At 51.9% G+C, this 12,633-nt stretch carries 8 protein-coding genes; 7 read left to right on the top strand and 1 reads right to left on the bottom strand.

Annotated elements, in window-relative coordinates; genetic code table 11:
• Positions 1-178 precede the first annotated feature (178 nt).
• Positions 179-478, bottom strand: coding sequence for a hypothetical protein (locus QVO99_RS10715; RefSeq protein WP_288177228.1), 300 nt, complete (start codon positions 476-478; stop codon positions 179-181).
• Between the two features lie 37 nt (positions 479-515).
• Between QVO99_RS10715 and QVO99_RS10710 the strand changes: the two genes are divergently transcribed.
• From QVO99_RS10710 to QVO99_RS10680, 7 genes are all read left to right on the top strand, one after another.
• On the top strand, positions 516-2,108 hold the full coding sequence (locus QVO99_RS10710) for a thiamine pyrophosphate-dependent enzyme (RefSeq protein WP_022317613.1): 1,593 nt from the start codon (positions 516-518) through the stop codon (positions 2,106-2,108).
• 21 nt (positions 2,109-2,129) lie between these two features.
• Positions 2,130-2,717, top strand: a complete 588-nt coding sequence (locus tag QVO99_RS10705; protein ID WP_022317612.1) for an indolepyruvate oxidoreductase subunit beta — start codon at positions 2,130-2,132, stop codon at positions 2,715-2,717.
• 15 nt (positions 2,718-2,732) lie between these two features.
• A complete protein-coding gene (locus QVO99_RS10700) occupies positions 2,733-4,049 on the top strand; it encodes an aminotransferase class I/II-fold pyridoxal phosphate-dependent enzyme (protein ID WP_022317611.1) in 1,317 nt (438 codons plus the stop codon).
• A 200-nt stretch (positions 4,050-4,249) separates the two neighbouring features.
• Positions 4,250-5,548, top strand: a complete 1,299-nt coding sequence (locus QVO99_RS10695) for an acetyl-CoA hydrolase/transferase family protein (protein ID WP_022317610.1) — start codon at positions 4,250-4,252, stop codon at positions 5,546-5,548.
• A 150-nt stretch (positions 5,549-5,698) separates the two neighbouring features.
• On the top strand, positions 5,699-6,934 hold the full coding sequence (locus tag QVO99_RS10690) for an aminoacetone oxidase family FAD-binding enzyme (protein WP_022317609.1): 1,236 nt from the start codon (positions 5,699-5,701) through the stop codon (positions 6,932-6,934).
• 236 nt (positions 6,935-7,170) lie between these two features.
• Positions 7,171-9,987, top strand: coding sequence for a glycoside hydrolase family 2 protein (locus QVO99_RS10685; RefSeq protein WP_022317608.1), 2,817 nt, complete (start codon positions 7,171-7,173; stop codon positions 9,985-9,987).
• 100 nt (positions 9,988-10,087) lie between these two features.
• Positions 10,088-12,633 (top strand): glycosyl hydrolase (locus QVO99_RS10680; protein ID WP_288177226.1); only part of this gene is annotated, 2,546 nt, incomplete at its 3' end.

Below are 12,633 nucleotides of genomic sequence, written 5' to 3'. Positions count from 1 at the left end.
TGGGGAATGAAACCCCACATTGGGGGGTTCTGTTCCCCACGCCGTGGGGGAAATTCCAGGCATATATTCTTGTCGCTACAATTATTGGGGTGATCCATCTGAAATAGTGCCAACTGGAAGAATGTGGCGATGGTGATTCCTCTCTTTTGCCTTTAACCCAAAACGGTCATTAGGCCGTTTAATATGGTATTTCATAACTGCTTGCAGTCTTTTGCTTTTTATAAGGCGCCTTTTGCTTGTTTTTAATTCGCAATAGCCCGCTATTACTCATTAAAAGCCAAACAAAATCCACTCTTCTAAAAAACAAAATCCATGCAAGCCCTAATGACCGATTTGGGTTTAAAGAGGGATTGCTTCTGGAAAGATAAAGTCCGAAGGCCTTCATCCATTGGGCTTCGGACAGGACCTCTTTATTTTGAGGGTTATCTGACAATAATAATATTTTACCAATTTCTTGTTTTAAATCAAGAAAAAGCATTATATTTGCAACCAATATTATAAAAACCTTATTGAATATGGATGAAAAACTTTTGCTACTTGGCGATGAGGCTATAGCCTTGGGTGCCATTCATGCGGGACTTTCGGGTGTCTACGCATATCCCGGAACTCCATCCACAGAAATCACAGAGTATATTCAGGGCAACCAGTTGGCTGCCGAAAGAAAAATCCACTGCCGTTGGTCGGCAAACGAGAAGACAGCCATGGAGGCAGCTCTCGGTATGTCGTATATGGGCAAGAGGGCCATGGTCTGCATGAAGCACGTGGGAATGAACGTGTGTGCCGACGCCTTCGTTAACTCGGCAATGACAGGAACAAACGGCGGACTCGTGGTAGTGGCTGCCGACGACCCTTCTATGCACTCTTCACAGAACGAGCAGGACTCAAGATTCTATGGCAAGTTCGCCATGGTGCCTGTGTTTGAGCCATCATCACAGCAGGAGGTTTACGGCATGATGAAGGATGCCTTCGAACTGTCTGAGAAGCACATGGTGCCGGTGGTGATGAGAATGGTGACCCGTATGGCACACTCTCGCGCCGTAGTGGCTACTGGTGAAATCAAGGACCAGAACCCAATGACATACCCGTCAAATCCTAAGGACTGGGTATTGCTGCCGGCTGTGGCACGCAAGCGCAACGAGCGCCTTGTTGGCCTGCAGAAGGAATTCCTGGCTGAGGCTGAGAACTCCAAGTATAACAAGTTCATCGACGGCAAAGACACTTCGCTGGGAATCATCGCCTGCGGTATCGCTTACAACTACCTGATGGAGCACTTCAAGGACGGATGCCCTTACCCAGTGCTCAAGGTGTCGCAGTATCCTCTGCCTGTAAACAAGGTGAAGGAACTGGCAAAGAAGTGCGACTCACTGCTCATCCTCGAAGACGGACAGCCTGTTGTTGAGGAGATGCTGCGCGGTGTCCTGGATCAGGACATCACCATCAAGGGAAGACTCACTGGAGAGGTGCCACGCACAGGAGAGCTTACTCCAGACAATATCATCGCTGCCCTCGGACTGAAAGACGAGGAGGTGTACCCGGCTTGCGAGCTCGTGGTTCCACGTCCACCAGCACTCTGCCAGGGTTGTGGCCACCGCTTCATGTTCGAGGCTCTGAACAACGTGCTGAAGGAGTATGACAACAGCCGTGTGTTCGGTGACATCGGTTGCTACACACTGGGCTATCTGCCACCATACCAGGCTCTGCATTCAGTAGTCGACATGGGTGCTTCCATCACGATGGCAAAGGGTGCCGCTGACGCAGGACAGTTCCCGTCAGTAGCCGTAATCGGCGACTCTACATTCACACACTCTGGAATGACAGGACTGCTCGACGCAGTGAACGAGAAGACAAACATCCTTGTGGTAATCTCTGACAACCTCACCACCGGTATGACCGGCGGACAGGACTCTGCCGGAACAGGCAGACTCGAGAGCATCTGCCGCGGTCTCGGCGTAGAGCCAGAACACGTGCGCGTCGTTATCCCATTGCCACAGCACATGGAAGAGATGCAGAACGTTATCCGCGAGGAGTTGAACTACAACGGAGTGAGCGTGGTAATCCCACGCAGAGAGTGCATTCAGACGGCTCGCCGCCACAACAAGAAAAAGTAAAAACAAAGGAGGAACAGCATTATGAATACAGACATAATTCTTTCGGGAGTGGGAGGTCAAGGAATCCTCTCTATCGCAACCATCATAGGCGCTGCCGCTATCAAGGAGAAGCTATATATCAAGCAGGCTGAGGTTCACGGAATGAGCCAGCGAGGCGGTGACGTGCAGTCAAACCTGCGCATCAGCTCTGATCCTATATCATCAGACCTCATTCCTCTGGGCAAGGCGGATCTCATCATCTCGCTCGAGCCGATGGAGGCTATGCGCTATCTGCCATATCTGAAGAAGGACGGATGGATCATCACCAACACCGCCCCATTCATCAACATTCCTAACTATCCTGAACTGCAGGAGCTGCTCGACAGCATCAAGGCTATAGACCATCATGTATCGCTCGACGTTGACGCCATCGCCAAGGAGGTGGCATCACCACGCGCTGCAAACATCGTGTTGCTCGGTGCTGCATCTCCATTCCTCGGCATCGAGGTGGAGAAGATAGAGGAAGGTATCCGCAACGTGTTCGGCCGCAAGGGCGAGGCTATCGTAGAGATGAACCTGAAGGCTTTCAGAGCCGGACTGGAAGTGGCTGACAAGCATATCAACAAATAAGAGAAGGACAGTTTTATGGAAATTCCTTTCAGTAAAGAAACGGTAAACGAGGTATTGCAGAAGATGCACATCCCGCATGTCGGCAATGCTACCATTCGCCAGACCGTGGCTCTCTCAGAGGAACTGGAGAAAATAACAGGTCAGAAATTCGTGCATCTGGAGATGGGTTCGCCGGGTCTGCCGGCAAGCCAAATCGGCATCGAGGCCCAGAAGAAGGCCCTCGACAGCGGAGTGGCACAGAAATACCCTAACATCTCAGGTATAGCACCATTGAAGAAACAGGCTTCGAGATTCGTCAAGGCATTCCTCAACGTGGACATCAACCCTGAGGGCTGCATCCCTACAGTAGGATCCATGATGGGTACGTTCGCCTCGTTCATCGTGACAAACCATCTCGACGAGAAGAAGGACACCATCCTCTTCATCAACCCTGGCTTCTCAGTGCAGCCACTGCAGGCCAACGTGTTGGGCTACAAGAAGGATATGTTCGACGTGTATGACTTCCGTGGCGAAAAGCTGAAGGAGGAATTGGAGCGTCATCTCGCAAAAGGCAACATCGCAGCGATACTCTATTCCAACCCCAACAACCCTACATGGGTTTGCTTCACAGAGGAGGAACTGCAGTATATCGGTGAGCTGGCAACGAAATACGACACCGTGGTAATCGAAGACCTTGCCTATCTGGGCATGGACTCCCGCAAATACATCGGCAAACCGTTTGAGGCTCCGTATCAGTCTACCGTGGCACACTATACCGACAACTACATGCTCATGCTTTCGGCATCAAAGATATTCAGCTATGCCGGCGAGCGCGTGGCAACGGTAGCCATCAGCGACAAGCTCTTCAACCGTGTGTATCCGCATCTTGAGAAGACTCTCGGCATGGACACACTGGGACGCGCTTTCATATTCACTGTGCTCTACACACTGTCGTCGGGCGTTTGCCATTCGGCACAGTGCGCACTGGCAGCGATGTATGAGGCGGCATGCGACGGAAAGCTCGACTTCGTGACCGAAAACAGGGAGTATGCCCGCAGGGCTGCTCTGCTGAAGGAGGTGTTCCTGAAGAACGGCTTCCACATCGTGTATGACAAGGACGTCGACCAAGACGTGAGCGACGGTTTCTTCTTCACCATCGGAAGAAAGGGCTTCTCCGGCGATGACCTGCTCGCCGAACTCATCCACTACGGAATATCGGCAATCTCGCTGCGCACTACAGGCAGTGAACAGCAGGGACTGCGCGTCTGCACATCGATGCTGCGCGACGAACATTTCCCAATGCTCGACGAGAGACTGAGAATATTCAACGAGAAATATCCTTTGGACAAGTAGACAAGTTAACGAGAAGACGAGTTGACGAGGAGATATTAAGGTGGAATGATGCAAGATCTGCCTTAACCAATTGAAAATGTGAAAGCTCCTTGTCAACTCGTCATACCGACGAAAGACTTTTCCTTCGTCAACCGACAAGAGTATTCTTTATAATCTCGTCAATACGTCAACTTGCCAACTCTAAAACCCCAAACATATTTATGAAACCAAACTATGTATCAGCCGCCGAGGCTGCAAAACTGATTAAGTCGTACGACCGTGTATATATCCAGGGTAGCACTTCTATTCCTGAGGTGCTCCTCGATGCCATCACAGCACGCGCCAGCGAATTGAAGGGCGTGGAGATGTACTCTGCCTTTGCCGTTGGCAGACGCGACGCACCATACGCCACCACAGAGCTGCGCGACATATTCATACCGCGAAGCCTGTTCATTGCCAACAGCGTGCGCAAGGCTGTAGACCGCGGCGAAGCTCAGATCATACCTTGCTTCCTCGGCGAAGTGCCGGCGCTCTTCCGCGAGGGTTATCTGCCTCTCGACGTGACACTGCTCAACGTGTCGCTCCCTAACGAGGACGGATACTGCAGCTATGGTATCTCTGCCGACCTTGCAGTGAGTGCTGTGGAATGTTCCAAGATTGTCATCGCACAGGTGAACAAGCAGATGCCGTTCTCTTATGGCGATCCGCTTATCCACATCAACGACATCGCTGCCTGCGTAGAGGTTGACGATCCGCTGGTAGAGGTGCCTACAGCAGTGCCTAACGAAAAGGAGGAGAAGATAGGACGCTTCATCGCCGAGCAGATTCCTGACGGAGCGACATTGCAGATTGGAGTTGGCGGTATTCCTAACGCCGTGCTCAACGCTCTGAAAGACCACAAGAACCTGGGTCTGCACACCGAGGCTATGACCGACGGTGTGTTGCCTCTGATAAAGAGCGGCATCATCAACAACTCACAGAAGGTTGTAATGCCTGGCAAGAGCGTGGCATCGCTCGCTCTGGGCTCAAGAGCCCTGTATGACTTCATGGACTACAACGAGGACATGGTATTCAAAGATGTGGCATGGACCAACGATCCATTCCGTATCCGTCAGAACCCTAAGGTGATGTCTATCAATTCTGCCATTGAGGTGGACCTGACTGGTCAGGTGTGTGCCGACTCCATCGGTACGCGTCTCTTCTCCGGCGTGGGCGGTCAGCATGACTTCATGTATGGCGGTGCGTTGTCGGAAGGCGGCAAGACGTTCATCGCCATGACCGCATCATCCGGCAAGGGAATATCAAAAATCAAGCCTGTGCTCACAGAGGGTGCCGGAGTGGTGACTACTCGTTTCCAGACACAGTTCGTGGTGACGGAATACGGTGGAGCTTATCTCAAGGGCAAAGACCTCGCACAGCGTGCCCACGCTCTGATAGCCATTGCCGATCCTGCCGTGCGCGAGGATCTGGAGAGGGCTGCATGCGAGCGCTTCGGTTACAGATTCTTGAGAGAGAAATGATAATCCGATCGGATATTCTATCTGCTGACGGCTGATGCCGACAGCAGATATGACAAAAACAGGAACGGTATGCTTATCTTTCACAAAAATGTGGTAGATTTGCATACCGTTTTCATTTTTACTTTTAAACAGAAATAATACAGACAAAGAATGCATATCGCAGTGATAGGCGCAGGTGCAGCAGGCTGCTTTGCGGCAATAGGCATCAAGCGCAGACTACCTGAGGCTGACGTTACGATATACGAGGGCGGCAAACGTCAGCTCGCCAAGGTATCGGTGACGGGTGGCGGACGGTGTAACCTCACAAACTCGTTCAACCAGGTGAAGAGCCTCGCCCATATTTATCCGAGAGGCGAACGACTGATGAAGCGACTGCTCAAGGGCTTCAGCCATACCGATGCATACGAGTGGTTTGAGAACGAAGGCGTGAGGCTGACCACACAGGAGGATGAATGCGTGTTTCCTGTTTCTCAGGACGCAATGGAGATTGTAAACACGCTGACGCAGATTATCAACCGTCTCGGCATCAGACTCCTCACCGGCCACCGCGTAGAACTGATTTCCCACGACAAGGAGAACGGAAAATACTCGCTGCGGTTCGGCGGAAACAGAAGTTCGGCAACAGCAGACTGCGTGGTGGTGGCAATAGGAGGCACACCGGCAGCCAGTCAGCTCAATATGTTCAGTCCGCTCGACATCATTACGGAGAATCCGGTGCCATCGCTCTTCAGCATGTGTCTGCCAGGTGACGGCATCACAAAACTGATGGGAACGGTGGTGGAAGAAGCCACTACAAGCATACCTGGCACTAAATTCAAAGCTGACGGTCCGTTACTCATCACACATTGGGGAATGAGCGGTCCGGCAATACTGAAGCTGTCGAGCCATGCTGCAAGATTCCTTCATGAACATGAATACAAAACGGATATCTGCATCAACTGGTGTGGCGGCAGGAAAGCGGAGGAAGTGACGGAAGAACTTTCAGCCATCAGCGCATCCAACACGAAAAAGCAACTGGCAAGTGCATATCCCCCACATCTGAATGCCCGTCTGTGGCAGCATCTTATCGAGCGTTCACAGGTGAACCCACAACTCAGATGGGGCGAACTGCAGCGCAAGGGCCTCAACAAACTTGTAAACACCCTCACGGCAGACATCAGAAGGGTGGACGGCAAATGCAGATTCAAGGAGGAATTTGTGACTTGTGGCGGTGTGTCATTGAAGAACGTGAATCATTCCACTCTCGAAAGCAAAGACCACGACGGACTGTATTTTGCCGGCGAGGTGCTCGATGTGGATGCCGTGACTGGCGGTTTCAACCTACAGGCGGCATGGACAATGGGACATACCGTGGCTGTGGCCATAGAAAAGAAATACAAGAACTGATATTCTTGCATACTACGACATTGCCCTGTAAATAGAGACATTACAGACTACTACATTGTCTACGAACAAAAGGTATGTAATAGTACATTTTCATATTTCATGCGTCATATATGAAAACAAATCGGCGAGAGGTTTATGAGGAGCACCAGCATCCTCGTCAACCGGTCAACTTGTCAACCCGTTTACTTGTAAACTTGTTTACTCGTCAACTTGTCAACTCGTCAACTAAAAGAAATATGAAACAAACGATTATATCAGCATTGGCTTTGCTGTCGGCATCCATCGGCGCGACGGCACAAAACGACGTCATGACACACAGACAATATCTGAGCGGTCATGGATGTGACGATATGGTGCAGTGGGACTTCTTCTGCACAGGTGGAAACAACTCCGGAAAATGGACGAAAATCGGTGTGCCATCATGTTGGGAACTGCAGGGATTCGGCAATTTCCAGTATGGCATGAAGTTCTATGGCAAGGCATTCCCCGACGGCATCGCCGACGAGAAAGGTATGTACAAATATGAGTTCAAGCTGCCAAAGGAATGGGCAAACCATCATATAGAACTGGTGTTTGAGGCTTCGATGACCGACACCCAGGTGATGATAAACAAGCGCAAGGCAGGCTCCAAGCACATGGGAGCTTTCTACCGCATCACATACGACGTGACAGACCGCGTGTTCTTCGGAGACAAGAAGAATCTGTTGGAAGTCACCGTGAGCAAAGAGAGCGAGAACGCCGGAGTGAATCTCTCTGAACGCCGCGCCGACTACTGGAATTTCGGAGGTATCTTCCGCCCTGTATTCATCGTTTGCAAACCGGCTCTCAATATCGAGCGCACAGCCATCAACGCCACTGCCGACGGTGAGTTCAACGCCTATGTGCTGCTAAACCATACTATTGAGGGAGCCAAGGTGAAGACTACCATCAGCGACATGAACGGCAAGAAGGTGGCAGAAAACACGACAGACGTGCGCCACGGCAGCGACTATGCTGACGTGGCTTTCAAAGTAAGCAACCCCAAGCTATGGACGGCAGAGACACCGAACCGCTATCAAGTGGCATTCTCTCTCATCGATGCCTACGGCAAGACGCTGCACGTGGAGAAGGACAAGTTCGGTTTCCGCACGATAGAGACAAGAGAAAGCGACGGTCTCTATATCAACGGCAAGAAGGTGAACATACGCGGTGTGAACAGACACAGCTTCAGACCGGAAACGGGACGCACTCTGTCTTACCAGAAGAATCTCGAAGACGTGGAACTCATCAAGAGCATGAACATGAACGCCGTGCGCCTATCCCACTACCCTGCCGATCCTGAATTCTACGACATCTGCGACAGTCTCGGTCTATACGTAATGGACGAACTGAGCGGATGGCATGGCCATCACGAGACAATCAACGGACAGAAACTAATCCGTGAGATGGTGACGCGCGACGTCAACCACCCGTCAATAATATGGTGGAGCAACGGAAACGAAAAGGGATGGAACACTGAACTCGACGGCGATTTCCATAAATGGGACATACAGAAGCGTCCGGTGCTTCATCCGCAGGGCAATTTCAGCGGCTACGAGACCATGCACTACCGCTCTTACGGCGAGAGCAACGAATATATGCGCAAACCGGAGATATGGATGCCTACAGAATTCCTGCACGCCCTCTACGATGGAGGAGCAGGAGCCGGACTCTACGACTACTGGGAGGTGATGCGCCAATGGCCACGCTGCGCAGGAGGTTTCATCTGGGCTCTCGTTGACGAAGGCGTGAAGCGAGTGGACATGGGTGGAATGATTGACAACGTAGGCAACTATGGAGCCGACGGCATCGTTGGTCCTCACCATGAGAAGGAAGGCAGCTACTACACGGTGAAACAGATATGGTGCCCTGTGCAGGTGAGCATGCCTGAACACTTCGACGGCAGACTGAACGTGGAAAACCGTTACAATTTCCTCTCGCTAAAAGGCGTGAAATTTGATTATAGCTACTTGAAATACAATGGTTCCAAGGCGAGCAGTCTGAAACAAGGCGTCGTGAACGGTGCCGACATCCCTGCCGACAGCAAGGGAACAATCTCCGTGCCTGCCGTTCCGAACGGAGCTGAGGCACTGAGCGTGAAAGCTACAGACCAATACGGAAAGGACCTCTTCACATGGGTATTCAAACTGAAAGACTCTGACAAGCCATTCGCCAAGACAGCCACCACTGGCAACCGACCACAGATGAACGGCGGTGTGGTGAAGGCGGGCAATGTGACTTTCACCTTCAACGAGAAGGACGGTAGTCTGGCAAGCGTCACCACAAAGAAGGGTGACTACAAGTTTGGCAATGGTCCGAAATTCTTTGCATACCGTCGTGCAGACCGCTCTATGGACCAGTTTTACAACCATGACGACCCACAGGCAGAGAAAAAGAAGACCACATACGAAGAATATGCCGAACAGGGCAAGTTTGACAATCTCACTGCCACCGAAGGAGCCAACGACACTCTGATCGTAACAGCTACATATAAGCTCGGTTCACTGCAGAAAGCTGAGTGGCACATAGCGCCAGACGGCGGAGCACGACTCGTCTACTCATATATCTTCAACGGTGTGGTAGATTTGATGGGAGTGAAGTTCGACCTGCCGGAAACAGAAGTGAAGCATAAGGAGTGGCTCGGATGCGGTCCTTACAGAGTGTGGAAAAACCGCATACACGGTCCGCAACTCGGCGTGTGGGCAAACGACTACAACGACCCCGTGCCTGGAGAGAGCTTCGACTATCCTGAGTTCAAGGGCTATTTCGCCGGAGTGCAGTGGATGAAGCTGCAGACCAAGACGGGTATGATAACAATCTGTCCAGGCACCGACAAAGACTACGTCGGCGTATACCAGCCACGCGACGGACGCGACCAACTGCTCTATACACTGCCGGAGACAGGAATAAGCATGATGCAGGTAATCCCTGCCGTACGCAACAAGGTGAACACCACCGACCTCAATGGTCCTTCTGCACAGCCCGTATGGGCTAACGGCAGCTACACAGGAGAGGTGACACTGCATTTTGACTAACATAGTATTTCTGACAGAAAAAGATGATTGATAGACAAGATGATTTGCAAGTGCATTCCGACAGGAAAAGCGACATTGCATATCAACTGACAAAACGAAAATGAGAAGAATAGCCACTCTATTGATATCTGCCGCTGCCGCCCCGTTGCTTGCAGCTCCGACAACAGTTCAGACAGATTACGTACCCACATGGTATGAACAATTCGCAAAGCCTACCGACAGTGCTTTGCCTTGGACATTCTGGTATTGGATGTATGGCAACGTCAGCGACGAGGGTATACGCCTCGACCTGCAGGCGATGAAAGAGGCAAGTATCAAGGGCTTCTATCTGATGCCCATAAAATCGGCTGCCGACGGCAAAGGACTCGGCGGCGACTCAGAACAGCTTTCACCGGAATGGTGGAAGCGTATGGACACCGTATTCCACACTGCCGACAGCCTCAACCTGGAGATGGGAATACACATCTGTGATGGTTTCGCCCTTGCCGGCGGACCATGGATAAAGCCTGAGGAGTCGATGCAGAGGGTGGTATGGAGCGACACCATCATCAATGGTGGAGGCATAAGGAACCTTGTTATGCCTCGTCCGCAGAAGATCAGCAACGGCTACTACGAGGACATTGCCCTCCTTGCCTACCCTGCCACATACTGCGACGACAACAAACCTAAAGCATCGGTGGAATTTCCGTTCAAGTCATCGAAGCCTTGCGACATAGTGATGGAATACGACAAGCCTTTCACACTGCGTAGCGTGGAGATTGTGACGGGTGGAAACAACTACCAGGCTCACCGTTTCAAGGTGTATGCCTCTGACAACGGTACTGACTATAAGTTCGTCAGAGAGATATCTCCTGCCCGACAGGGATGGCAGAACACTGATGCACTCGCCACCTATGCCATACCGGCTACTACGGCACGCTACTTCAAGTTCTGCTGGACTCCGGAAGGCAGCAATCCCGGCAGCGAGGATATGGATGCCGCCAAATGGAAACCGAACCTGAAGATCGGTGGCTTGAACCTCGGTTCGGAACCTGTCATCGACGGTTACGAAGGGAAGTCGGGAGCAGTATGGAGGGTTTCAAAGTATTTCCCTGTAGACGACAAGGAATGTGTAGACCCATCGAAGGTCATTGACTTGACACCAAGACTCAGGCGCCCGTCAACCACTGATGCACCGCTGGCTTTCTCGCTGCCTAAAGGCAAATGGCACCTCGTACGCATAGGCCACACGTCAACAGGTCATACCAACGCCACTGGCGGAGGGGGCAGAGGACTGGAATGCGACAAGTTTTCGGCAGCCGCCGTTGACAAGCAGTTCGACAACTGGTTTGCCGCCATCTACCGCCATGCTCCCATCGACGTGGCAAGGAAAGTGCTTACCAGACTGCATGTAGACAGTTGGGAAGCCGGTTCACAGAACTGGAGCAGCAATTTCATGGATGAATTCAAAAAGCGTCGCGGCTATGACCTCAAGCCATGGCTGCTTCTCTATGCCGGTGTGCCGCTGAAGTCATCCGAAGAGTCTGAAAAGGTGTTGAGAGACATCCGCCTCACTATCGGTGATCTGGTCAACGACGTGTTTTTCTCTGAAGTAAGACGCCTTGCCGACGAATACGGTGTGAAGCTCTCCACAGAGTGCGTGGCTCCCACGATGGTAAGCGACGGACTGCGCCATTATCAGTTTGCCGATTATCCTATGGGCGAGTTCTGGCTCAACAGTCCCACACACGACAAGCCCAACGACATGCTCGATGCCGTGAGCGGAGCGCATATCTACGGCAAGAACATCATACAGGCAGAAGGGTTCACAGAGGTGAGAGGCACATGGGACGAACATCCGGCAATGCTCAAGAGACTCCTCGACCACAACTATTGCATTGGCATAAACAGCATCGTGTTCCATGTGAACACCCACAACCCCTATACCGACAAGAAACCTGGAATGACACTCGACGGCATAGGCACCTTCTTCCAGCGCGACAATACATGGTGGAGAGAAATGCCGGTATTCAGCAGTTATATATCCAAGACACAGGCTCTTCTGCAATACGGCCACCCCGTGAGCGACATCGCCATATATACCGGCGACGAGATGCCACGCCGCGCCATCCTGCCGGAACGACTCACAGAATCGTTGCCGGGACTCTTCAGTGAGACTACGCTGAAGGAAGAGGCTGCACGCAAGGCGAATATCGGACAGCCCCTTGAGGTGAGTCCGGTGGGAGTGACACACACCAGGAACATGACGAAAGCCGAACATTGGGTGAACACGCTGAACGGCTACCGCTACGACTCATTCAATCACGATGCCCTCGACGGCTGCCGCATTGAAAACGGCAAACTGGTGACAAGAGGCGGCACAGCATACAGTGTCATCGTAGTGCCACAGGCACGCCCCATGAACCCTGACCGCCACATAGACTGCTGGAACACCATAGACTCAATAGCACGACTCGGTGTTCCCGTGATCAAAGATGTGTGGCGCGAGAGCGACCTCTCGTCGATAGGCATCAGCCGCGACGCATCGCTGCCAGAAGGGATAGACTTTACCCACCGCCATGCCGACGATGCTGACATCTATTTCTTGAGCAACCAGAGCGGCAAAGCGAAGAGCTTCATTCCGAAATTCCGCGACACACGACGCTA

The sequence above is a fragment of the Prevotella sp. CAG:592 genome, assembly GCF_000436015.1.
GTDB lineage: Bacteria > Bacteroidota > Bacteroidia > Bacteroidales > Bacteroidaceae > Prevotella > Prevotella pectinovora.
The sequence above is the reverse complement of the archived record's forward strand: the minus strand, read 5'-3'. Positions and strand labels throughout refer to the sequence as shown.

Coding starts and splice junctions, on each gene's coding strand:
- QVO99_RS10715 (WP_288177228.1), bottom strand. CDS start 478: ATGCTTTTTCTTGATTTAAAACAAGAAATTGGTAAAATATTATTATTG.
- QVO99_RS10710 (WP_022317613.1), top strand. CDS start 516: ATGGATGAAAAACTTTTGCTACTTGGCGATGAGGCTATAGCCTTGGGT.
- QVO99_RS10705 (WP_022317612.1), top strand. CDS start 2,130: ATGAATACAGACATAATTCTTTCGGGAGTGGGAGGTCAAGGAATCCTC.
- QVO99_RS10700 (WP_022317611.1), top strand. CDS start 2,733: ATGGAAATTCCTTTCAGTAAAGAAACGGTAAACGAGGTATTGCAGAAG.
- QVO99_RS10695 (WP_022317610.1), top strand. CDS start 4,250: ATGAAACCAAACTATGTATCAGCCGCCGAGGCTGCAAAACTGATTAAG.
- QVO99_RS10690 (WP_022317609.1), top strand. CDS start 5,699: ATGCATATCGCAGTGATAGGCGCAGGTGCAGCAGGCTGCTTTGCGGCA.
- QVO99_RS10685 (WP_022317608.1), top strand. CDS start 7,171: ATGAAACAAACGATTATATCAGCATTGGCTTTGCTGTCGGCATCCATC.